The sequence below is a fragment of the Rhodosalinus sp. genome, from assembly GCF_041685465.1.
In the GTDB taxonomy this organism is placed as follows: Bacteria; Pseudomonadota; Alphaproteobacteria; order Rhodobacterales; family Rhodobacteraceae; genus Rhodosalinus.
Window position 1 is genome coordinate 1 of record NZ_JAWLFS010000019.1, and the last position, 20,687, is coordinate 20,687.

22 protein-coding genes and 1 pseudogene are annotated in these 20,687 nt (G+C 71.0%); 11 read left to right on the forward strand and 12 right to left on the reverse strand.

The genetic code is table 11. The features are described from left to right. From ACESL7_RS02465 to ACESL7_RS02485, 5 genes and pseudogenes are all read left to right on the forward strand, one after another. A pseudogene (locus ACESL7_RS02465) lies at positions 1 to 140 on the forward strand (ferredoxin--NADP reductase); the annotation flags it as partial. A gap of 126 nt (positions 141 to 266) precedes the next feature. Next, a complete protein-coding gene (locus tag ACESL7_RS02470) occupies positions 267 to 1,139 on the forward strand; it encodes an S-methyl-5'-thioadenosine phosphorylase (protein WP_372891108.1) in 873 nt (290 codons plus the stop codon). Then, positions 1,136 to 1,681 (forward strand): adenine phosphoribosyltransferase, encoded by a 546-nt coding sequence (locus ACESL7_RS02475; protein WP_372891110.1) that lies wholly within the window; start codon positions 1,136 to 1,138, stop codon positions 1,679 to 1,681. Before ACESL7_RS02470 ends, ACESL7_RS02475 begins: the two co-directional genes overlap by 4 nt. A gap of 110 nt (positions 1,682 to 1,791) precedes the next feature. Then, complete coding sequence (locus ACESL7_RS02480; protein ID WP_372891112.1) at positions 1,792 to 2,058, forward strand: hypothetical protein; 267 nt, start codon at positions 1,792 to 1,794, stop codon at positions 2,056 to 2,058. A gap of 290 nt (positions 2,059 to 2,348) precedes the next feature. After that, complete coding sequence (locus ACESL7_RS02485; protein WP_372891114.1) at positions 2,349 to 2,768, forward strand: hypothetical protein; 420 nt, start codon at positions 2,349 to 2,351, stop codon at positions 2,766 to 2,768. Positions 2,769 to 2,791: 23 nt separating this feature from the next. Here ACESL7_RS02485 and ACESL7_RS02490 read toward each other — a convergent pair whose 3' ends face one another. From ACESL7_RS02490 to coxB, 11 genes are all read right to left on the reverse strand, one after another. Then, positions 2,792 to 4,225, reverse strand: coding sequence for an FAD-binding oxidoreductase (locus tag ACESL7_RS02490; protein ID WP_372891116.1), 1,434 nt, complete (start codon positions 4,223 to 4,225; stop codon positions 2,792 to 2,794). A 16-nt stretch (positions 4,226 to 4,241) separates the two neighbouring features. After that, positions 4,242 to 5,120 (reverse strand): MBL fold metallo-hydrolase, encoded by an 879-nt coding sequence (locus tag ACESL7_RS02495; protein ID WP_372891118.1) that lies wholly within the window; start codon positions 5,118 to 5,120, stop codon positions 4,242 to 4,244. Between the two features lie 129 nt (positions 5,121 to 5,249). After that, positions 5,250 to 5,834, reverse strand: a complete 585-nt coding sequence (locus ACESL7_RS02500; RefSeq protein ID WP_372891120.1) for a GNAT family N-acetyltransferase — start codon at positions 5,832 to 5,834, stop codon at positions 5,250 to 5,252. Further along, a complete protein-coding gene (locus tag ACESL7_RS02505) occupies positions 5,834 to 7,105 on the reverse strand; it encodes a M16 family metallopeptidase (RefSeq protein ID WP_372891122.1) in 1,272 nt (423 codons plus the stop codon). The genes ACESL7_RS02500 and ACESL7_RS02505 overlap by 1 nt, the downstream gene beginning before the upstream one ends. After that, positions 7,102 to 8,493, reverse strand: coding sequence for a threonine synthase (gene thrC / locus ACESL7_RS02510; protein ID WP_372891124.1), 1,392 nt, complete (start codon positions 8,491 to 8,493; stop codon positions 7,102 to 7,104). Before thrC ends, ACESL7_RS02505 begins: the two co-directional genes overlap by 4 nt. Further along, positions 8,493 to 9,167 (reverse strand): SURF1 family protein, encoded by a 675-nt coding sequence (locus tag ACESL7_RS02515; RefSeq protein WP_372891126.1) that lies wholly within the window; start codon positions 9,165 to 9,167, stop codon positions 8,493 to 8,495. The genes thrC and ACESL7_RS02515 overlap by 1 nt, the downstream gene beginning before the upstream one ends. A 67-nt stretch (positions 9,168 to 9,234) precedes the next feature. Beyond that, positions 9,235 to 10,041: a cytochrome c oxidase subunit 3 gene (locus tag ACESL7_RS02520; RefSeq protein ID WP_372891128.1), complete on the reverse strand. Its 807-nt coding sequence runs from the start codon at positions 10,039 to 10,041 to the stop codon at positions 9,235 to 9,237. A 25-nt stretch (positions 10,042 to 10,066) separates the two neighbouring features. After that, the gene (locus tag ACESL7_RS02525) at positions 10,067 to 10,663 is read right to left on the reverse strand and encodes a cytochrome c oxidase assembly protein (RefSeq protein WP_372891130.1); all 597 of its coding nucleotides are present in this window, start codon (positions 10,661 to 10,663) and stop codon (positions 10,067 to 10,069) included. Beyond that, positions 10,660 to 10,818: a hypothetical protein gene (locus ACESL7_RS02530; protein WP_372891132.1), complete on the reverse strand. Its 159-nt coding sequence runs from the start codon at positions 10,816 to 10,818 to the stop codon at positions 10,660 to 10,662. The genes ACESL7_RS02525 and ACESL7_RS02530 overlap by 4 nt, the downstream gene beginning before the upstream one ends. Further along, the gene (gene cyoE / locus ACESL7_RS02535; RefSeq protein ID WP_372891134.1) at positions 10,818 to 11,762 is read right to left on the reverse strand and encodes a heme o synthase; all 945 of its coding nucleotides are present in this window, start codon (positions 11,760 to 11,762) and stop codon (positions 10,818 to 10,820) included. The genes ACESL7_RS02530 and cyoE overlap by 1 nt, the downstream gene beginning before the upstream one ends. A gap of 64 nt (positions 11,763 to 11,826) precedes the next feature. After that, positions 11,827 to 12,678 carry a cytochrome c oxidase subunit II gene (gene coxB / locus ACESL7_RS02540; protein WP_372891136.1) on the reverse strand — a complete coding sequence of 284 codons (852 nt, stop codon included), beginning with the start codon at positions 12,676 to 12,678 and terminating at the stop codon, positions 11,827 to 11,829. Positions 12,679 to 12,859: 181 nt separating this feature from the next. Between coxB and tldD the strand changes: the two genes are divergently transcribed. The 6 genes from tldD (at position 12,860) to ACESL7_RS02570 (ending at position 20,101) form a co-directional block, all read left to right on the forward strand. Continuing rightward, positions 12,860 to 14,284: a metalloprotease TldD gene (tldD, locus tag ACESL7_RS02545; protein ID WP_372891138.1), complete on the forward strand. Its 1,425-nt coding sequence runs from the start codon at positions 12,860 to 12,862 to the stop codon at positions 14,282 to 14,284. Next, positions 14,281 to 14,724 (forward strand): hypothetical protein, encoded by a 444-nt coding sequence (locus ACESL7_RS02550; protein WP_372891140.1) that lies wholly within the window; start codon positions 14,281 to 14,283, stop codon positions 14,722 to 14,724. The genes tldD and ACESL7_RS02550 overlap by 4 nt, the downstream gene beginning before the upstream one ends. Before the next feature lie 74 nt (positions 14,725 to 14,798). Then, complete coding sequence (gene dprA, locus ACESL7_RS02555) at positions 14,799 to 15,971, forward strand: DNA-processing protein DprA (RefSeq protein ID WP_372891142.1); 1,173 nt, start codon at positions 14,799 to 14,801, stop codon at positions 15,969 to 15,971. Positions 15,972 to 16,091: 120 nt separating this feature from the next. Beyond that, positions 16,092 to 18,701, forward strand: a complete 2,610-nt coding sequence (topA, locus tag ACESL7_RS02560) for a type I DNA topoisomerase (protein ID WP_372891144.1) — start codon at positions 16,092 to 16,094, stop codon at positions 18,699 to 18,701. A gap of 69 nt (positions 18,702 to 18,770) precedes the next feature. Further along, a complete protein-coding gene (locus ACESL7_RS02565) occupies positions 18,771 to 19,475 on the forward strand; it encodes a CoA transferase subunit A (RefSeq protein ID WP_372891146.1) in 705 nt (234 codons plus the stop codon). Continuing rightward, complete coding sequence (locus ACESL7_RS02570; RefSeq protein ID WP_372891148.1) at positions 19,475 to 20,101, forward strand: 3-oxoacid CoA-transferase subunit B; 627 nt, start codon at positions 19,475 to 19,477, stop codon at positions 20,099 to 20,101. The genes ACESL7_RS02565 and ACESL7_RS02570 overlap by 1 nt, the downstream gene beginning before the upstream one ends. Before the next feature lie 3 nt (positions 20,102 to 20,104). On the opposite strand, the gene ACESL7_RS02575 is transcribed toward ACESL7_RS02570, so the two are convergent. After that, positions 20,105 to 20,687 (reverse strand): lytic transglycosylase domain-containing protein (locus tag ACESL7_RS02575; RefSeq protein ID WP_372891150.1); only part of this gene is annotated, 583 nt, incomplete at its 5' end.

Below are 20,687 nucleotides of genomic sequence, written 5' to 3' on the forward strand. Positions count from 1 at the left end.
CCGCGACCGACCGCGTGATGATCTGCGGGTCGATGGACATGCTGCACGACAGCAAGGCGCTCTGCGAGGCGGCCGGGCTCAACGAAGGCTCGAACAGCGAACCCGGCGCCTACGTCGTCGAGCGCGCCTTCGTGGACTGACCGCGACCGGCACGCCCGGAGGCTGCGGCCTTGGACGACGCGCCCTGACCGGCGGGGGTCACGCGTTTGCCAAGCCCGGCGTTGGCGGATATCGCTCGGCCGGAGAGCCACGTCGGAGGACGGAAGATGACGGCAGGGATGATCGGGGTGATCGGCGGCTCCGGCCTCTACGAGGTCGAGGGGCTGGAAGACGCGGCGTGGCACGAGGTGGAGACGCCGTGGGGCGCGCCCTCCGACGCGATCCTGACCGGCCGACTCGACGGAACCGGGATGGCCTTCCTTCCGCGGCACGGGCGCGGGCATCCGCTCGACCCGGCCTCGGTGCCCTACCGCGCCAACATCGCCGCACTGAAGGCACTCGGCGTGACCGACGTGATCTCGGTGTCCGCCGTGGGCTCCTTCCGCGAGGCGATGGCGCCCGGCGACTTCGTGGTGGTGGATCAGTTCATCGACCGCACGACAGGCCGCGCGGCGAGCTTCTTCGGTCCGGGCTGCGTGGCGCACGTGAGCCTCGCCCATCCGACCTGCGCGCGCCTCGCCGACGCGGCGGAGGCCGGCGCCTCGGCCGCCGGCGCGACGGTACACCGGGGCGGCACCTACCTCGCCATGGAAGGGCCGCAGTTCTCGACCCTCGCGGAAAGCCGGATGTACCGCGAGGTCTGGGGCGCCGACGTGATCGGCATGACGAACATGCCCGAGGCGCGCCTCGCCCGCGAGGCGGAGCTCTGCTACGTCACCGTCGCCATGGTGACCGATTACGACAGCTGGCATCCCGACCACGGGGAGGTGGAGATCACCCAGATCCTCGCCACCGCCGCGGCCAATGCCGACAAGGCCCGCGCGATGATCCGCGCCCTTCCCGAGCTCCTCTCGGGGCCGTCCGGGCCCTGCCCGCACGGCTGCGACCGCGCGCTCGAGCACGCGATCCTGACCGCGCCGGCGGCGCGCGACGCACTGGTGGTGGACCGGCTCAAGACGATCGCGGGGAGGGTCCTGTGAGCGGGACGGCGGAGCGTGAGGTGCGCGACTACATCCGCACCATCGTGGATTTCCCGCACGAGGGCATTCTCTTCCGTGACGTGACGACGCTCTTCGCCGATCCGCGCGGCTTCCGCATGGCGGTGGACCGGATGCTGCATCCCTACCTGGGCGGGCGGATCGACAAGGTCGCGGGGCTCGAGGCGCGGGGGTTCATTCTCGGTGGCGCGGTGGCGCACCAGCTCGGCTGCGGCTTCGTGCCCGTGCGCAAGAAGGGCAAGCTGCCGGCGGCGACGATCAGCGAGTCCTATCAGCTCGAATACGGCGAGGCCGTGGTCGAGGTGCACGACGACGCGGTGCAGCCGGGCGAGAGCGTGCTGATCGTGGATGACCTGCTCGCCACCGGCGGCACGGCGCAGGCGGGCATCCGGCTCATGCAGCGCCTCGGCGCCGATATCCTCGGCTGCGCCTTCATCGTCGAGCTTCCCGACCTCGGCGGGCGCGCGAAGCTCGAGGCGCTCGGCATCGAGGCGCGTGCGCTGTGCACCTTCGAAGGGCTCTGAACCGCGCCTGTTAAGCCTTCAGCAATAATTTCGTGGCATGTCGATTGCATCCGCAGTCCGACGCCCGGTGCCGCCTGCCGGGCCCGGCCGACCGACGGAAGGGGATGCCGATGGCACGGATCGAGCGACTGGCCTGCGATTTCGAGGCAGGCACGACGCGGCCGGCGACAGCAGAACGGCGCGATGACGCGCGACAGGAGGCGCCTGGGCCGGCGATCGGCGCGGCGTTCCTCTCGGTTCCTGCGGCCCTGCTGGCCCTCGCGGTGGCGCTGATCGCTGGCGCGGGCCTTGCCGCGGCGCTGGGCCTCGCACTGGCCGCACAGATGGGCGTCTTCGCCGCCGGACTCGCCTGGGGGTGCCTCGTGCTCCGCGGGTGACGGGTGTGCGCCCATGGAGCGCGTCGCGCGGGCCGGTTGCGCCCTCTCCTCGCACGGACGGGTTGAAGGTCAAGGCGCTTGATCTCGTAGGACCATGCGCCCCCCTCTCCTCGCGCGGGCGGGGTGCCCTCCACGCGCGGCGCTCCCATAGGTCAGCCCTCGCCCGTCTCCTCGCGCGGGCGGGTTGCCCCCGCCCACCGCCTTGACATGAACGCCATGCGATGCGCGCGGCAGGTCGCGATGCGCTCCCTCCCGGGAAACCGCGTGCCGGCCCGGGCGTGTCCCGCCTCATGACCCCGACGCCCGATCTGCATGCGCCTTTCGTGGTTTACCCGGGGAACATGACCGGTCAGGACTGCGTTGATAGGGTGGTGACGCCTTGCGCCCTTGCCTTCGACACGTCGGGGCTGCAGACGCAGGGCGCCCGACACGATATAGAGAAAGCGAAACCCGTGGTCAGGATCGAGCGACTGGACAAGCACGCCGAGGAGTGGCCGGATGCCGATGATCGCACGCGTGAGGCGTTGCCGAGCGGCCCCGGCGTGGCGACCGTCGCCGTTCTGGCGTCTGCTCCGGTTGCCGTGCTCGCGTTCCTTGGGGCGCTGATCGTCGGGCAGGGCCTCCTGTCCGCCCTGGGCCTTGCCCTGCTCTCGCAAGTCGGGGTCGTCGTCGTCGTGGTCTTATCGGCGGCGATCGCGCTACGGTCCTGATCCGGCCTCCCGCCCCGCCCCGCTCAGGGCGTACGCAGCACCGCGCCGGGGTTCATGATGCCGGCCGGGTCCAGCGCCGCCTTGATCGCGCGCATCGCGGCGAGCTTGGCAGGGTCGGCGTAACGCTCCAGATCCGGCACCTTGAGCCGCCCGACGCCATGCTCGGCGGCGACGGATCCCGCGAGGTCGTGCACGATGTCGTGGACACAGCGCTTGATCGCGTCGCGCTGATCTTCGTGATCGGCCCGCCTGCGCCCAGGCGCGGGGAAGACGTTGTAGTGCAGGTTGCCGTCGCCCACGTGCCCGAAGCAGTTGATGCGGAACGCGCCGAGCTCGCCGAGCGCGGCGCCGGCGCGGTCGATGAACTCGGGAATCGCGGCGAGCGGCACCGAGATGTCGTGGCTCGAGATCGCGCCGATCAGCCGGTTCGCCTCGGGGATGCGTTCGCGCACTGACCAGAACGCGGCGCGCTGCGCTTCCGACTGCGCGATCAGCCCGTCGTGGGCCAAGCCGGCCTCGACCGCCTCGGCGAAGAGCGCCTCGAGCGCCTCCGAGGGATCGAGCCCGGCGGCGAGGCCCACCTCGATCAGCACCGACCACTCCGGCGGCTCGGACCAGGGCAGGCGCGTCTCCGGCAGCGTCTCGGCGAGAAAATCCATGCCCTGCCGGTGCATGATCTCGAAGGCGGAGACGCCCTCGGCCAGCCGGTCGCGGGCGAGCGCCAGCAGGTCGAGCGCGGCCGCCGGATCGCGCACCGCGAAGAGCGCCGTCCCCTCCCCCGCCGGGCGCGGGTGGAGCGCGAGCGTCGCCGCGGTGATGATGCCGAGCGTCCCTTCCGCCCCGATCAGCAGATCGCGCAGGTCGTAGCCGGCATTGTCCTTCCGGAGCCGCGTCAGCCCGTGCCAGAGCCGCCCGTCGGGCAGCACCGCCTCGACGCCGAGGCAAAGCGCCCGCGCGTTGCCGTAGCGCAGGGTGTTGATCCCCCCCGCGTTCGTCGCGAGCAGCCCGCCGATGCGCGCCGTCCCCTCGGAGGCGAGCGAGAGCGGGAAGAGCCGCCCGGCGTCCGCGGCGGCCGACCGGATATCGGCGAGCACCGCCCCCGCCTCGGCGGTGAGCACGTTCTCGCGCGCGTCGACGCTGCGGATCGCGCTCATGCGGTCGAGCGAGAGGATCACGGGCCGCGGCCCCTCTGTCGCGATCTGCCCTCCGACAAGGCCCGTGCCGCCGCCGTAGGGCACCACGGGGACGCGTGCCTCGGCGCAGGCGCGGACGATCTCGGCCACCTCCTCGGCGGAGGCCGGCCGCGCGAGCACGCCGCCCCGCCCCTGCCACCGCCCGCGCGGCTCCTCCAGATGCGTGGGCGTCGGAACGCCGATCCGCCCCTCCGGCAGGGCTGCTGCCAGCCGCCCGGCGAAGGCGGCGTCCGCCTCGGAGAGCCCCGGGCCACCGTCCATCATGCGCGCCACCCCCGCATCAGTCGCGCAGGCGCCGGGGCTGCAGGAAGACGACCGTCGGCCGCTCCGGCAGGTCGCCGAGGCTCACGTCGACGTAGGGCCGCGTCTCATCGACGATGGCGAAGTCGTCGGTCATCCCCTCGCGGAAGCGGCCGAGCGAACTGCCCGAGAACCAGTGCATCGGCAGCACCACCGAGGCGCGCAGCCGCTTCAGGACGGCGATCATGTCGTCGAGCGCCATGGTGTAGCCCCCGTCCACCGGGGCCATGACCACGTCGAGCCGCCCGAGCGCGGCGAACTGCGCCTCCGTCGGCACATGGTGGAGATGCCCCAGGTGCCCGATGCAGAGCCCGCCCACCTCGAAGACGAAGATGGAGTTGCCGCGCGGCTCGTCCGTTCCGCCGGCGCCGCGCCGGATGTCGGTCGAGACGTTGCGCACCAGCATCTCGCCGAGGTCGAGGTGATGCTCGATCCCGGCGCCGAACTCCTCGCCCCAGCCGCGCAGGACATGCGGGATCGCCGGGTCGGGATTGGCCGTCCAATGCGTCGAATGGGCGTGGTTCATGGTGACCACGTCGGGGATCAGCTCGGTGTTGCCGATGAAGCCGGTGTAATCGGTCACCGCCGTCAGCCCGCCGGGCGTGCGGATCAGGAAGGAGGCGTGGCCGAGAAAGCGCAGGCGCACGGTATACTCCGGCAGCGCCTCCCGGTGGCTCGGTTGCGTCGAGGCGCGCCACAGGCGCGCGGCCGGCGGCGCGGCGGCGCTGCGGTAGTCGATCCCCGGCGCGGCCTCGGCGATGGCGATGCAGTGGCTGGGGCGGCGCTCCGCCTCGCCGTCCTGCGCGGCGGCGGGCAGGGCGAGGCACGCGGCGAGCGCGGCGGCGAGCAGTCGAATCATGGTCCGGCACCTCCTCGATGACGAGAAGATAGGCCATCCGCACGCCGCGTCAGCCCCGCGATGGGCGCATCGGCCCCGCGCGGGGCCTCTTCGCGAGGCGCGCCCGGTCGGGTGCGACGCGCCGCGCGCTCAGCCCGCATCGGTCCGCCCGCGTCGGTCGGCGCGCAGCGCGGCGTAGAGGACATGCGTCCGCCAGCGCCCGGCGATCTGAAGATAGCTCTGCGCGACGCCCTCGTACTTGAAGCCCACCTTCTCCAGAAGCCCGCGCGAGGCAGTGTTCTCGGGCAGGCAGGCGGCCTCCAGCCGCGAGAGGTCGAGCTTCGTCCAGGCGTGGTGCACGACCGCCTCCAGCGCCTCGCGCATGTAGCCCTGCCGGGCGTAGGGCGCGCCGATCCAGTAGCCGAGCGTGCTCGACTGCGCTGGGCCGCGGCGGATGTTGTCGAGCGTGACGGCCCCGATAAGGCGCTGATCGTCACGCCTGATCAGGAAAAGCGGCACCGCCGTGCCCTGCCCGATCGCGCGGCCGGCCCAGTAGACCCGGTTCGTGAAGGCCTTGCGCGTCAGGTGATCCTCGGCCCAGGCAGGTTCCCACGGCACGAGGAACTCCTGCGACTCACGGCGCAGGCCGGTCCAGTCGCGGAAATCGGCGTGGGTCGGCGGGCGAAGCGTCATGCGCTCGGTCTCCAGCCGGACCTTCCGCCGCGGCGGGAACATCAGGCCGCCCGGCGCGCCTGCAGCGCCTCGAAGGCGGGGGCGCGGTCCAGCGGGCCATAAAGGGCAAGCGCCATGGGCGCCTGACCGGCGATGCGGGCGCCCGCCTCGCGCAGCTCGGAACGGGTGACGGCGTCGATGCGCGCCGCGGTCTCCGTCACGCCGGGCACATGGCCGTAGACCTGTACCATGCGCGCAAGGCGTTCGGCGCGGTTCGACGGGCTTTCGAGCCCCATGAGCAGGCCCGCCTTCATCTGCGCGCGGGCGCGGGCGATCTCGGCCTCGGAAAGATCCTCGGCCGCGCGGGCGAGCTCGTCGAAGGTGAGTGCCGCCAGGTCGCCGAGCGCCTCGCCCCCGGTGCCCGCATAGATCGTGAGACACCCGGTGTCGGCGTGCGCACCGGCCTGCGCGAAGATCGTGTAGCAGAGGCCGCGCTTCTCGCGGATCTCCTGGAAGAGGCGGCTCGACATGCCGCCGCCGAGGGCCACGGACCAGACCTGCGCCGCGTAGAGCAGCGGGTCGGAATAATCCGGCGCCTCGAAGGCGAGCGCCATGTGCGCCTGCTCCAGCGGCTTGTCGCGCCGGATTTCGCCGCCGCGGAAGACGGCGGGCGCGGGCGCGGGCGCGGGCCGGGGGGCGAGATGTCCGAAGTGCCGCTCCGCGAGGCGCATCAGGGCGTCGTGGTCCACGTCGCCCGCGGCGGCGAGGATCATCTGCCCCGGTGCGTAATGCTCGGTCACGAAGCGCGCGAGGTCGTCACGCCCGAAACGCTCCACGCGCTCGGTCGGGCCGAGGATCGGGCGGCCGAAGGGCTGGCCGGGATAGGCGGCCTCCTGCAGCCAGTCGAAGACGATGTCGTCCGGCGTGTCGAGCGCCTGCCCGATCTCCTGCAGGATCACGCCGCGTTCGACCTCGATCTCCTCGGGCGCGAAGGCGGGGGCGAGCAGGATGTCCGCGATCACGTCGAGGGCGAGCGGCACGTCCTCGCCCAGCACGCGGGCATAATAGGCCGTCGCGTCGCGCGAGGTGTAGGCGTTCATGTAGCCGCCCACGTCCTCGATCGCCTCGGCGATCTGGAGCGCGCTGCGCCGCTCGGTCCCCTTGAACGCCATGTGTTCGAGGAAATGCGCGACGCCGCACTCGCTTTCCCGCTCGTCGCGCCCGCCGGCGCAGACCCAGACCCCGACGGCAGCGGAGGCGAGGCCGGGCATGTGTTCGGTCACGACCCGAAGGCCGTTCGGCAGGGTGTCGAGGCGGGTGGTGGGCACGGTCAACGGCGAAGGCGCTCCCTGATGAGATGCTGGATGGCGGCGAGGTCATTGGGCACGGTGGTCGCCCGCTCCGGGCGCTCATAGAGGTTCGCCATGCTGGGGGGAAGGGCCGGGCGCACGCCGGTCGCCGCCTCCACCGCGTCGGGAAACTTCGCCGGATGCGCGGTGGCCAGCGTGACCATCGGCACATGGGGGTCGCGCGCGCCTTCGGCCACATGCACGCCGACGGCGCTGTGCGGGCAGAGAAGCTCCCCCGTGGCCTCGCGCGTGCGGGCGATCGTGTCGCGCGTCTCCTCTTCAGAGGCGCGGCCCGAGGCGAAGACCTCGCGCAGGCGCGCCAGCGCGCCCTGGCTCAGCGCGAAGCCGCCCCGTGCCTTCTGCTCCTCCATGAGCTGTGCGACCGCCGCGCCGTCGCGGTCGTAGACGTCGAAGAGCGCACGCTCGAAGTTCGAGCTCACCTGAATGTCCATCGAGGGGCTGATGGAGGGCACGACCCCCTCGGCCTCGTAGCGCCCCGTCGTCAGGCAGCGGTGCAGGATGTCGTTCTGGTTGGTGGCCACCACGAGCTTGTCGACCGGAAGCCCCATGCGCTTCGCCACGTAGCCCGCGAAGACGTCGCCGAAGTTGCCGGTGGGCACGGTGAAGGAGACCCGGCGCTGCGGCGCACCGAGGCTCGCCGCGGCGGTCATGTAATAGACCGTCTGCGCCAGCACCCGCGCCCAGTTGATCGAGTTCACCGCCGCGAGCCCCACCGCGTCGCGGAAGGCGTGATCGTTGAACATGTCCTTCACGCGCGCCTGAGCCGCGTCGAAGTCCCCCTCGATGGCGAGCGCGTGCACGTTCGCCTCCGCCGGGGTGGTCATCTGCCGGCGCTGCACCTCCGAGACGCGGCCCTCGGGGAAGAGGATGAAGACGTCCACGTTGTCGAGCCCGCGGAACGCCTCGATCGCGGCGGAGCCGGTGTCGCCGCTGGTGGCGCCCACGATGCAGATGCGCTCCCCCCGCCGCGCGAGCGCGGCCTGGAAGAGTTGCCCGATGAGCTGCATCGCGAAGTCCTTGAAGGCGAGCGTCGGGCCGTGGAAGAGCTCCAGCAGGAAATGGTTGGGCGCGAGCTGCTTCAGCGGCGCGCGCGCGTCGTGACGGAAACCGGCGTAGGCGCGGCCGATCATGTCGGAGAGCGCCTGTTCGCCGAAGGCATCGCCCACGAAGGGGGAGATCACGCGATGCGCGGCCTCTTCGTAGGACATGCCCGCCAGTGCGGCGATCTCGCCCGGCGCCATCTCCGGGATGCGTTCGGGCACGTAGAGCCCGCCGTCGCGGGCCAGGCCGGCGAGCATCGTCGCCTCGAAGTCGAGCGCGGGCGCCTGCCCGCGGGTGGACACGTAATGCATCAGGCCGTCCTTCGCGCGGTGCGCCACAGCAGATACCCCGTCATCGCCACCCAGACGACAGCCAGCCCGAACCAGGTGACGGCGTATTCGAGGTGATCGTTCGGAATCCCGCTGGTGTCCACCGGCAAGGGCGTGATGCCGGGCGCGGGCGGGTTTTCCTGCCGCACCACGAGAAGGAGTGGCTCGGTGCCGAGCACTTCGGCCATCGGCCCCAGATCGCGGGCATACCAGTAGTTCCCGGCCGGATCGTTTTCCGGCGTCGAGGAATTGCGATCCTCGGGCCAGTGCAGGTTGCCGGTCACCGTCACCGCGCCGGTGCGGCGATCGGCCGCCTTCGCCTCATCCGGTATGAAACCCCGGTCGAGCAGCAGCCGGCGCCCCGCCTCCGTCTCGAAGGGGGCGACGATGCGGAAGCCCGCGCCCTGCGCCTTGGTCGAGACGAGGACGTGCAGCTCTTCGTCGCCGACGGCGCCCTCGGCGCGCACGGGCAGATAGCGATCCGCCTCCGGGTCCGGATCGGCGGGCAAGACCACCGGATCGGCGGCGATGCGCGCCTCGATGTCGGCCAGCAGCGCCTCCTTCCAGGCGAGGCGCTCGACCTGCCAGATGCCGAGGGCGATGAGCACCGCCGCCCCGGCGATCCCGATGGCCAGCGGTCCGATGAAGCGTCGCATGACCCCTCCCATACGAAGGGCGCGCGGCCGGACCGCGCGCCCCGAAACCCTTGGTGCCTGTGTCGACTCAGCCGCCCCAGACGTAGATCACGGCGAAGAGGAAGAGCCAGACGACGTCCACGAAGTGCCAGTACCAGATCGCCGCCTCGAAGCCGACGTGCTTTTCGGGGGTAAAATGCCCCTTCATCAGCCGGATCAGGCAGACGAGGAGGAAGATCGTCCCGATGATCACGTGCGCGCCGTGGAAGCCTGTCGCCATGAAGAAGTTGGCGCCGTAGATGTTGCCGGCGAAGCCGAAGGCGGCGTGATCGTATTCGTAGGCCTGCAGGAAGGTGAAGATCACGCCGAGCACGATGGCGATGATCAGGCCGCGCTTCACGTCCTCGCGGTTGTTCTCCTCGACGAGGGCGTGGTGCGCCCATGTCGCGGCAGCCCCCGAGCAGAGCAGGATCAGCGTGTTGATGAGCGGCAGGTGCCAGGGATCGAAGGTCTCGATCCCCGCGGGCGGCCACTGCCCGTCCACCGCCGGGCTCATGCCGTCGGGGTCCATCGGGTAGAGCGCGTGCTTGAAGAAGCTCCAGAACCATGCCGCGAAGAACATCACCTCGGACATGATGAAGAGGATGAAGCCGTAGCGCAGCCCGATGCGCACCACCGGCGTGTGGTCGCCCGCGCGGCTCTCGGCGACGACGTCGGCCCACCAGCCGAACATCGTGTAGGCCACGCCGACGAGCCCGATCAGGAAGACCCACGGCCCGCTGCCGTGCATCCAGAGTACCGAGCCGAACAGCATCACGAAGGTCGAAACCGCCCCGATCAAGGGCCAGATCGACGGGCTCAGAATGTGGTAATCGTGGTTCTTGGCGTGTGCCATCGCTTTCCCCCGGGACCTTTTGGCGTCAGTTCGGTTTGGTTGCGGCGCGGGCGCCGGTGTCGAGTGCGGCCTGCTCGGTCGCCTCGGCGGGCAGGTCCGTCTCGTAGAAGGTGTAGCTGAGCGTGATGGTATGGATGTGCTTCGCGTCGCGGTCGTCGACGATATCGGGATCGACGTAGAAGGTCACCGGCATCTCCACCCGCTCGCCCGGGTCGAGCACCTGCTGCTCGAAGCAGAAGCAGTCGATCTTCGTGAAGAACCCGCCCGCGTCGAAGGGCGCGACATTGTAGCTCGCCGTGCCGGCGACGGGTTCGTCGGTCGGGTTGTAGGCCTCGTAGAAGACAAGGCCCGTCTCGCCGATGCGAAGCTCCACCTCGCGCTGCATCGGCTTGAACTCCCACGGCATGTCGCGCTCGAGCGAGCCGTCGAAACGCACCTTTATCGTGCGGTCGAGGATCTCGTCCGAATCGGCCGTTGCGGTGCTCGTGGCGCCGCCGTAACCGGTGACCCGGCAGAACCAGTCGTAGAGCGGCACCGAGGCCCAGGCCATGCCGCCCATGAAGAGCACCACGCCCAGCGCCTGCGCGACCGTGCGGGGCTTGCCTTTCGGAATGAGCGTCATGTCCCCTCCTGATGCGGCGGCGTGAAGGTCCCGTCGGAGACCTTCGCAACCGTCAGACCGAACATCACCGCGATGAAGGCCACGAGCAGGAGCGCGACCCCGAGGTTGCGCCCGAAGCGGCGGCGGTGGATCTCGTGCGTCTTGGCGATACTCATCAGACACCTCCCAGAGGGCCGATCCGGTCGATTCCGGCCTCGGCCAGGATCGCGCCGAAATGGGCGAAGAGATAGATCAGCGACAGTTTGAAGAAGCGTTTCTCGACGCGGTAGTCGTCAACCTCGGCCATGACCTCGTCGCGCCGCCAGATCGCCCAGGCGCCCTTGAGGAAGAGCGCGTTGAGCACGACCGCGACGACGAGGTAGACCGGCCCGCCGATCGCGGTGAACCCGGTGCCCACCGCCAGCGCGGCGAGGAGCACGGTGTAGACCAGCACCTGCGCCCGCGTCGCCGGCCGGCCGTGCGTCACCGTGAGCATGGGCACGCCCGCGTCGTCGTAGTCCGAGCGCATGAAGAGCGCGAGCGCCCAGAAATGCGGCGGCGTCCACATGAAGATGAGCGCCACCATGAGCCACGGCTCCAGCGCGAGCGAGCCCGTCGCCGCCGCCCAGCCGATGAGCGGCGGGAAGGCCCCCGCGAGGCCGCCGATGACGATGTTCTGCGGCGTCGTGCGCTTCAGCCACATGGTGTAGACGACCACGTAGAAGAAGATCGTGAAGGCGAGCCACGCCGCGGCGAGCCAGTTGGTGGCGAGCCCCAGCATCACCACCGAGAAGCCCGAGAGCGCGAGGCCGACGGCCAGCGCCTCTTCCGGGGCGACGCGGCCCGACGGCACGGGCCGGCGCCGGGTGCGCCGCATCACCGCGTCGATGTCGGCGTCCCACCACATGTTGAGCGCGCCCGAGGCGCCGCCGCCCACCGCGATGAAGAGGATCGCGGCGAAGCCCACCATCGGGTGCACGGGCGCCGGCGCGGCCAGCAGGCCGACCAGCGCGGTGAAGACCACCAGCGTCATGACCCGCGGCTTGAGCAGCGCGACGTAGTCGCCGAACTCGGCCTCGCCTGCCGCCGCGCGCTCGCTCTGAAGGCTCGTGTCGGTCATCGGATGTTCCAAGTCCTGGACGGAGCGTACCCGCGGGCGGCCATGCCGCCGCGGGCATGCCCGGTCATTCGGCCGAAGCCACCTGCACGGAGGACGGGCCCTCGGCGTATTCGGCCTGCGCGTTGTCGAGCCAGGTGTCGTAGTCCTCCTGGCTGACCACCTTCACCGTGATCGGCATGTAGGCGTGGTCCTTGCCGCAGAGCTCGGAGCACTGACCGAAGTAGACGCCCTCCTTCTCGGGCGTGAAGTGCAGCTCGGCGAGGCGGCCGGGCACCGCGTCCTGCTTCACGCCGAAGGCCGGAATCGTCCACGAATGGATCACGTCGGCCGCGGTCACCTGCATCACGACCGTCTTGTTCACCGGCACCACCACCGCGGTGTCGGTGGCCAGCAGGTACTCGTCGCGATTGTAGCCGTACTCCTCGAGCTCGTCCTTCGCCAGCATGAAGCTGTCGAAGCCGAAGTCCTCGTCGACGTACTCGTAGCCCCAGAACCACTGGTAGCCCGTCGCCTTGATGGTGACGTCGGCCTCCGGGATCACCTGCTGCTTGAAGAGCACCGGCAGCGAGAAGGCGCCGATGAAGACGAGGATGATCACCGGCACCACGGTCCAGGCCACCTCGATCGGCGTGTTGTGCGTGAAGCGCGCCGGCTCGGGGTTGGCGCGCTTGTTGAAGCGCACGATCACGAAGAGAAGCAGGCCGAGGACGAAGAGCGTGATCGCCGTGATGATCACGAGCAGCATCCCGTCGAGCCACTGCAGATCGCGCGCGAGTTCGCTCGCGGCGGGCTGGAATCCCATGCCGCCGTCCTTCGGGCTGCCGATGATCTCGAGCCCTTCGGTGGCGGACTGCGCCGTGGCGGCGGTTGCGGTCAAGCTGGCCCCGAGGCCGGCAAGAATGGTCTTGATGGTCATGCATCACCCGGTTGGCTGCCGGGACGCTTACCCGCCGGACACCATGGTATACATGACCGGCGTGCAGGCCCCGTTGTCATCTGCGCGCCTATAACCATATTCCTCCACCGAGGGGAAGAAAATATGATGCGGCGAACAGCCGCCTTTTTCGCGCCCCACCCCGCAGCCCCGGAGAGCCGCCATGTCCACCGCCCCCTTCCGTCCGTTCGACACGCGCCTCGACCGCGACCGCGCGCTCGCCATCCTGCAGGGCGCGACCGCCGGCGCCGACGACGGCGAGCTCTTCCTGGAGCGCAGCCGCTCGGAAAGCCTGACCTTCGACGACGGGCGCCTGCGCAACGCATCCTACGACGCCTCCGAGGGATTCGGCCTGCGCGCCGTGCGCGGCGAGGTGACCGGCTACGCCCATTCGACCGAGATCGACGAGGCCGCGCTGACCCGCGCCGCCGAGACAGCGCGCCTCGCCGTGGCCGAGGGCGGCGGCACGCTCGCCGCGGCGCCCGCGCGCACCAACCGTCGGCTCTATGCCGACCTCGACCCGATCGCCGGGGCCGAGTTCCCGGTGAAGGTCGAGACGCTGCGCGCGATCGACGCCTACGCGCGCGATGCCGACCCGCGGGTGGTGCAGGTCACCGCCTCGATCTCTGCCGGCTGCCGCGAGATCGCGATCCTGCGCCCCGACGGCAGCCTCGTGGCCGACACGCAGCCGATGGTGCGCCTCAACGTCTCCGTCATCGTCGAGGAGGACGGCCGCCGCGAGGCCGGCACCGACGGCGGCGGCGGGCGCGTCGGGCTCGACGGCCTGCTGGACGAGGCCGACTGGAAGGCAAGGACCGACGAGGCGATCCGCATCGCCCGCGTCAACCTGCGGGCCGAGCCCGCGCCGGCGGGCGTCATGGACATCGTGCTCGGCCCCGGCTGGCCCGGTATCCTGCTGCACGAGGCGGTGGGCCACGGCCTCGAGGGCGATTTCAACCGCAAGGGGTCTTCCGCCTTCGCGGGACTGATGGGGCAACAGGTCGCCGCGAAGGGCGTGACGGTGGTGGACGACGGCACCCTGCCTGACCGGCGCGGCTCGATCACCGTGGACGACGAGGGCACGCCGAGCGCGCGCAACGTGCTGATCGAGGACGGAGTCCTCGTCGGCTACCTGCAGGACCGGCAGAACGCGCGGCTGATGGGCGTCGCGCCCACCGGAAACGGCCGGCGGCAGAGCTTCGCCCATGCGCCGATGCCGCGGATGACCAACACGATCATGGAAGGCGGCGACGCGACGCCCGACGATCTGGTGGCCGAGCTGAAGGACGGCATCTACGCCGTGGGCTTCGGCGGCGGGCAGGTGGACATCACCAACGGCAAGTTCGTCTTTTCCTGCACCGAGGCCTACCGCGTGCAGGACGGCAAGCTGGGCGCGCCGGTCAAGGGCGCGACGCTCATCGGCGACGGCGCCACGGCGCTGCGCAACATCCGCGGGCTCGGGCACGACATGGCGCTCGATCCCGGCATGGGCACCTGCGGCAAGGACGGCCAGTGGGTGCCCGTGGGCGTCGGCCAGCCGAGCGTCCTGATCGGCGGGCTGACCGTGGGCGGCGCGCAGGCGGGGTGATCGACTCCGCCCGCTGGCCGGCGCTGCGCACGAAACCGGTCGCGCGGCCGCCCCTGCACCGGCTCGCCGCCGCGGCGCTCGCCGCATGGATCGCGCCGCCGGCGGCCGGTGCGGCGCTGCTGGTGCTGGGCAACCTTTTGCCGCCGGGGCCCGGCCGCACGGCTCTGAGCGTCGAGGGCTTCTTTCTCGTGTCGTCGGTGCGACTGTCCTGGGCGGGGCTCCTGGCCGGCGTGCCGCTGTCAGTGCTGGCGCTGCGCGCGGGGTTGGCCGGCTGGGCCGTGGCGCTGGGGGCCGGGGCGGCGCTGGGTGTGGGCGCAGGCCTCGCGGTCGGGCTCGAGCCCGGGATCGTGCTGCCCGGTTCGGTCATGGCAGCCGCCGCCTACTGGCTGACGCTGCGCGGGGCTTTCGGAATTGACCGGATGAGCCCCGAGGACCGCTGACGCCAAGGCGAGGGTTTACGCGCCATTAACCCCCGGTGGCCTACAAGCGATTCTGCAAGGCGGCGGGGTCGCGGATGGCCGGAACGACGAATTCTTCCACTCACCCCCTACTCCCACCCACCACGGAAGACGATCCGGTGGCGTGGCTCCGCCTCTTGCGCTCCCGGCGGGTGGGGCCGGCGACCTTTCACCGGCTCCTGGGCGAACACGGCACCGCCGAGGCGGCGCTCGCCGCACTGCCCGAGGTCGCCCGCGCCGCGGGGGTCGAGGAGTATCGCCCCTGCCCCGCCGGCGTGGCCGAGGCCGAACTCGCCGCGGGCCGCAAGGCGGGCGCGCGCCTTCTGCTGCACGGCCGGCCGGGCTACCCGGCCGCGCTGATGGACCTCGCCGATGCGCCGCCTGCGCTCTGGGCGCTCGGCGACACGGAACTGCTCGCGCGGTCCGCGCTCGCGCTCGTCGGCGCACGCAACGCCTCCTCGCTCGGGCTGCGCATGGCGCGCGCGCTGGCCCGCGATCTCGGCGCGGCGGGTCAGGTGATCGTCTCCGGCCTCGCCCGCGGGGTGGACGCCGCCGTGCACGAGGCGGCGCTGGAGCACGGCACCGTCGCCGTCATGGCGGGCGGCGTGGATGTGCTCTACCCGTCCGAGAACGCCGCGCTCGCCCGGCGCATCGAAGCGGCGGGTCTGCGCCTCTCGGAGCAGCCGATGGGCGCGGTGCCGCGCGCCCGCCACTTCCCGGCGCGCAACCGAATCATCTCGGGCCTCGCCCGCGGCGTGATCGTGGTGGAAGCCGCGGCGCGGTCCGGCAGCCTGATCACCGCGCGCACCGCGCTCGATCAGGGGCGCGACGTGCTCGCCGTGCCGGGCCACCCCTTCGACGCCCGCGCCGCCGGCTGCAACGCCCTCATCCGCGATGGCGCACCGCTCGTGCGAAGCGCCGAGGACGTGCTCGAGACGCTGCAGACGCCGGCCGAACCGCGCCTGCCGCTGGCACCGCCCGAGGTATCCGATCCGCCCGGCGCCCCCCTGCCTGCCAAGCGCGCCGAAGGCGCGGCCCGGCGCGACAGGGCGACAACGGCGGCGCTTCACGCGGAAATCCTTTCCCGGCTCGGCCCCTCACCGCTGGCCGAGGATCAGCTCATCCGCGACCTCGGCACAGGCGCCGACGCGGTCGCGCCGGCGCTTCTCGACCTCGAGCTCGACGGGCGGATCACCCGACAGCCGGGCGGCCTCCTGGCGCTGAGCTGAGCGCGCCCGGCGCCACCGCCGGCCCCGGCGCTGCAGATGACCGTTTGACAACCGGACCTTGCGCTCCATCCTCGCGCGGACCATATCCCGCCGCGTCCGCCGCCAAGGAAAGCGCCCCTCATGCCCGTCGTCGTCGTCGAGTCTCCGGCCAAGGCCAAGACCATCAACAAGTACCTGGGCTCGGACTACACGGTGCTCGCCTCCTACGGCCATGTCCGCGACCTGCCGCCGAAGGACGGCTCGGTCGATCCCGACCACGGGTTCGAGATGAAATGGGAGGTGGCCAGCGACAGCCAGAAACATGTCCGCGCCATCGCCGAGGCGCTCAAGGACGATCCCGAGCTCATCCTCGCCACCGACCCCGACCGCGAGGGCGAGGCGATCTCCTGGCACCTGGAGGAGGCGCTCAGGAAGCGCCGCGCGCTCAAGAAGGACACGCCGGTCAAGCGCGTCGTCTTCAACGCGATCACCAAGTCCGCCGTGACCGAGGCGATGGAGAACCCGCGCGACGTCGACGACGCGCTGGTGGAGGCCTACCTCGCCCGCCGTGCGCTCGACTACCTCGTCGGCTTCAAGCTGAGCCCGGTGCTCTGGCGCAAGCTTCCCGGCGCGAAATCGGCCGGGCGCGTGCAGTCGGTCTGCCTGCGCCTCATCGTCGAGCGCGAGATGGAGATCGAGGCCTTCCGAGCGCGGGAATACTGGAGCGTCACCGCCGAGCTCGCCACCCCGCGCGGGCAGACCTACGAGGCCCGGCTCACGGTGCTGGGCGGCAAGAAGCTCGACAAGTTCGACATCGCCACCACGGAAGAGGCCGAGCTCGCCGTGCAGGCGGTGCGCTCGCGCGATCTGACCGTCACCTCGGTCGAGGCGAAGCCGGGGACCCGGAAACCGGCGCCGCCCTTCATGACCTCCACCCTCCAGCAGGAGGCGAGCCGCAAGTTCGGCATGGGCGCGAAGCAGACGATGAGCGCCGCGCAGCGCCTCTACGAGGCCGGGCACATCACCTACATGCGGACCGACGGCATCGACATGGCGCCGGAGGCCGTGCACGCCGCGCGCGACGCGATCCGCGACCGCTACGGCGCGGAGTACGTCCCCGGCTCGCCCCGGATGTACAAGAACAAGGCGAAGAACGCGCAGGAAGCGCACGAGTGCATCCGCCCCACGGACATGACGAAGGACGCGGGCGCGCTGCGCCTGTCCGACCCCGACCAGAAGAAGCTCTACGACCTGATCTGGAAACGCACCCTCGCCTGCCAGATGGAGGCCGCGCGCCTCGAACGCACGACCGTCGAGATCGGCAGCAAGGACGGTCAGGTGGGCCTGCGCGCCACGGGCCAGGTCGTGCTCTTCGACGGTTTCATGAAGATCTACGAGGAGGGCCGCGACGAGCCCGCGGGCGAGGACGACGGCAAGCGCCTGCCCCAGATCGCGCAAGACGAGGCCGCGGAGAAGCGCGCCGTCACGCCCGAGCAGCACTTCACCCAGCCGCCGCCGCGCTACACCGAGGCGACGCTGGTCAAGAAGATGGAGGAGCTCGGCATCGGGCGGCCCTCCACCTACGCCTCCGTCCTCTCCACGATCCAGGACCGCGGCTACGTGCGCAAGGACAAGAACCGCCTCTTTCCCGAGGACAAGGGGCGGCTGGTGACGGCCTTCCTCGTCAACTACTTCCGCAAGTACGTGGGCTACGACTTCACCGCCGAGCTCGAGGAGGAGCTCGACGACGTCAGCGCGGGCGCGCGCGACTGGAAGGACGTGCTCGACCGCTTCTGGCGCGACTTCTCCGCGCATCTGGCGGAGACCGCGGACCTGCGCATCTCCGAGGTGCTCGACAAGATCGACGAGGTGCTCGCGCCACACCTCTACCCCCCGCGCGAGGACGGCAGCGACCCGCGCGTCTGTCCGAATTGCGGGACCGGGCGGCTTTCGATGCGCACCTCGCGGGCCGGCGGCGCCTTCATCGGCTGCTCGAACTACCCCGAGTGCCGCTTCACCCGCCCCTTCGGCCCGCCGGGCATGGAGGACGACGAGATCGGCCCCGACGGCAAGCTTCTGGGCTACGACGGCGACGACGCGATCACGCTGCGCAAGGGCCGCTTCGGGCCCTACGTGCAGCGCGGCGAGGCGACCGAGGAGGTCCCGAAACCGCCGCGCGCCTCGCTGCCCAAGGGCTGGGCGCCCGAGGAGATGGACCTCGAGAAGGCCTTGATGCTGCTCTCGCTCCCGCGCGAGGTCGGCCCGCACCCCGAGGACGGCGAGCCGATCGAGGCGAGCATCGGCCGCTACGGCCCCTACGTGCGCCACGGGCGGACCTACGCCAACCTCGAGAGCGTCGACGAGGTCTTCGTGGTCGGGCAGAACCGCGCGGTCGAGCTTCTCGCCCAGAAGAAGGCGCGCGGCGGGCGCGGGGCGGCGGCCAAGCCGCTGAAGGAACTGGGCGAGCACCCCGAGAAGGGCGGCGCCGTCAACGTGATGGACGGCCGCTACGGCCCTTACGTCAAGTGGGAGAAGGTCAACGCCACCCTGCCCCAGGGCACCGACCCGCAGGAGGTCACGCTGGAGACCGCGGTGCAGCTCGTAGAGGAGAAGGCGGCCAAGACGGGCGCCGGCAGGAAAAAGGCGCCGGCGAAGTCCGGGGCCGCCAAGGGCGGCGCGAAGTCCGGGACCGCCAAGACCGCGGCGAAATCCAAGACCGCTCCGAAGGGAAAGACAACGGCGGGGAAATAGGCCCGCGTTGACTTCGCCGCGCCGCGGCGCCACAACATGCCCCGACCGGCAAGAGGAGGAGAGCGCGGCATGAAGAAGGTCTACGCCAGCGCCGAGGCGGCGCTCGACGGCCTGCTGCACGACGGAATGTTCATCGCCGCCGGGGGCTTCGGCCTCTGCGGCATTCCCGAGCTTCTGATCGACGCGATCCGCGAGGCGGGGGTGAAGGATCTGACCTTCGCCTCCAACAACGCGGGCGTGGACGACTTCGGGATCGGGCTGCTTCTGCAGACGCGGCAGGTGAAGAAGATGATCTCGTCCTACGTGGGCGAGAACGACACCTTCATGCAGCAGTATCTCTCCGGCGAGCTCGAGCTCGAGTTCAACCCGCAGGGCACGCTGGCCGAGCGGATGCGCGCCGGCGGCGCGGGCATCGCGGGCTTCTACACCAAGACCGGCTACGGCACGCAGATCGGCGAGGGCAAGGAGGTCAAGGAGTTCGGCGGCGAGCCCTACATCCTCGAGCGCGGCATCTTCGCCGATCTCTCCATCGTCAAGGCGTGGAAGGCCGACACCACCGGCAACGCGATCTTCCGCAAGACCGCGCGCAACTTCAATCCGCCGGCGGCGATGTGCGGGCGCACCTGCGTCATGGAGGTCGAGGAGATCGTGGAGCCCGGCGCGCTCGACCCCGATCACATCCACCTGCCCGGCATCTACGTGCACCGCCTGATCCAGGGCGAGCACGAGAAGCGCATCGAGCAGCGGACCGTGCGCAAGAAGGAGGAGGCGTGATGCCCTGGGACCGCGATCAGATGGCCGCGCGCGCCGCGCAGGAGCTCGAGGACGGGATGTACGTGAACCTCGGCATCGGCATCCCGACGCTGGTGTCGAACCACATCCCCGAGGGGGTCGAGGTCACGCTGCAGTCCGAGAACGGGATGCTCGGCATGGGTCCCTTCCCCGTCGAGGGGGAGGAGGACCCGGACCTCATCAACGCCGGCAAGCAGACGGTGACCGAGCTGCCGCACACCTCCTATTTCGACAGCGCCACCAGCTTCGGCATGATCCGCGGCGGCAAGATCGCCATGGCGATCCTCGGCGCGATGGAGGTGAGCGAGGAGGGCGACCTCGCCAACTGGATGATTCCCGGCAAGCTCGTGAAGGGCATGGGCGGCGCGATGGACCTCGTCGCCGGGGTCGGACGCGTGGTGGTCGTGATGGATCACACCAACAAGGCGGGCGACCCGAAGATCCTGAAGGACTGCACCCTGCCGCTGACGGGCAAGGGCGTGGTGGACCGGATCATCACCAACCTCGGCGTGCTCGACGTGGCCCACAAGGGCCTGCACATCGTCGAGACGGCCCCCGGCGTCACCCGCGAGGAGATCGCCGCCAGGACCGAGGCGGCGATCGTCTGATCCTCAGGCGTCGCCGGTGACGAAGACGCAGCCGTCGGTGATCAGCTCGGGCGGCGTGCGGCAGAGGCCGCGCGCCACGCTGTAGGCGGCCAGCACCTTGGGCACATAGGCGCGCGTCTCGGCGAAGGGGGGCACGCCCGCGTGGTCCCGCACCGCCCCCTCGCCCGCGTTGTAGCCCGCGAGCGCGAGGATCGGGTCCCCCTCGAAACGGTCCATCAGCCAGTCGAGATAGGCGACGCCGCCGCGGATGTTCCCGGCGGCGTCGAAGCTGTCGGCGACGCCGAAGCGCGCGGCGGTATCGGGCATGAGCTGCATCAGCCCCTCGGCGCCGGCGCGGCTGACCGCGGCGGCATCGCCGCCCGATTCGATCGCGATCACGGCAAGGACCAGCGCCGGCGAGACGCGTGTGCCGGCGGTGCTCTGAAGGATCGTGGCACCATGCCCGCGCGCGAGGTCCTGAAGCGCCTGCAGCCGCGGCGCGGCGATATCCCCCGCGTCGAGCGAGGCGAGCGCCGGGGCGATGCGGCCCGGCCCGGCCGCGGCCGCCGCGTCGGGCGACACGGCGTCCCAGAACCACGCATAGCGC

What these genes read in the sequence shown, in the direction of transcription:
- thrC (WP_372891124.1), bottom strand. Translation starts at nt 8,493, where the DNA reads ATGCATTACGTGTCCACCCGCGGGCAGGCGCCCGCGCTCGACTTCGAG.
- ACESL7_RS02525 (WP_372891130.1), bottom strand. Translation starts at nt 10,663, where the DNA reads ATGACGCTCATTCCGAAAGGCAAGCCCCGCACGGTCGCGCAGGCGCTG.
- ACESL7_RS02490 (WP_372891116.1), bottom strand. Translation starts at nt 4,225, where the DNA reads ATGATGGACGGTGGCCCGGGGCTCTCCGAGGCGGACGCCGCCTTCGCC.
- coxB (WP_372891136.1), bottom strand. Translation starts at nt 12,678, where the DNA reads ATGACCATCAAGACCATTCTTGCCGGCCTCGGGGCCAGCTTGACCGCA.
- ACESL7_RS02515 (WP_372891126.1), bottom strand. Translation starts at nt 9,167, where the DNA reads ATGCGACGCTTCATCGGACCGCTGGCCATCGGGATCGCCGGGGCGGCG.
- topA (WP_372891144.1), top strand. Translation starts at nt 16,092, where the DNA reads ATGCCCGTCGTCGTCGTCGAGTCTCCGGCCAAGGCCAAGACCATCAAC.
- cyoE (WP_372891134.1), bottom strand. Translation starts at nt 11,762, where the DNA reads ATGACCGACACGAGCCTTCAGAGCGAGCGCGCGGCGGCAGGCGAGGCC.
- tldD (WP_372891138.1), top strand. Translation starts at nt 12,860, where the DNA reads ATGTCCACCGCCCCCTTCCGTCCGTTCGACACGCGCCTCGACCGCGAC.
- ACESL7_RS02530 (WP_372891132.1), bottom strand. Translation starts at nt 10,818, where the DNA reads ATGAGTATCGCCAAGACGCACGAGATCCACCGCCGCCGCTTCGGGCGC.
- ACESL7_RS02470 (WP_372891108.1), top strand. Translation starts at nt 267, where the DNA reads ATGACGGCAGGGATGATCGGGGTGATCGGCGGCTCCGGCCTCTACGAG.
- ACESL7_RS02485 (WP_372891114.1), top strand. Translation starts at nt 2,349, where the DNA reads ATGACCCCGACGCCCGATCTGCATGCGCCTTTCGTGGTTTACCCGGGG.
- ACESL7_RS02480 (WP_372891112.1), top strand. Translation starts at nt 1,792, where the DNA reads ATGGCACGGATCGAGCGACTGGCCTGCGATTTCGAGGCAGGCACGACG.
- ACESL7_RS02495 (WP_372891118.1), bottom strand. Translation starts at nt 5,120, where the DNA reads ATGATTCGACTGCTCGCCGCCGCGCTCGCCGCGTGCCTCGCCCTGCCC.
- ACESL7_RS02565 (WP_372891146.1), top strand. Translation starts at nt 18,771, where the DNA reads ATGAAGAAGGTCTACGCCAGCGCCGAGGCGGCGCTCGACGGCCTGCTG.
- ACESL7_RS02500 (WP_372891120.1), bottom strand. Translation starts at nt 5,834, where the DNA reads ATGTTCCCGCCGCGGCGGAAGGTCCGGCTGGAGACCGAGCGCATGACG.
- dprA (WP_372891142.1), top strand. Translation starts at nt 14,799, where the DNA reads ATGGCCGGAACGACGAATTCTTCCACTCACCCCCTACTCCCACCCACC.
- ACESL7_RS02520 (WP_372891128.1), bottom strand. Translation starts at nt 10,041, where the DNA reads ATGGCACACGCCAAGAACCACGATTACCACATTCTGAGCCCGTCGATC.
- ACESL7_RS02570 (WP_372891148.1), top strand. Translation starts at nt 19,475, where the DNA reads ATGCCCTGGGACCGCGATCAGATGGCCGCGCGCGCCGCGCAGGAGCTC.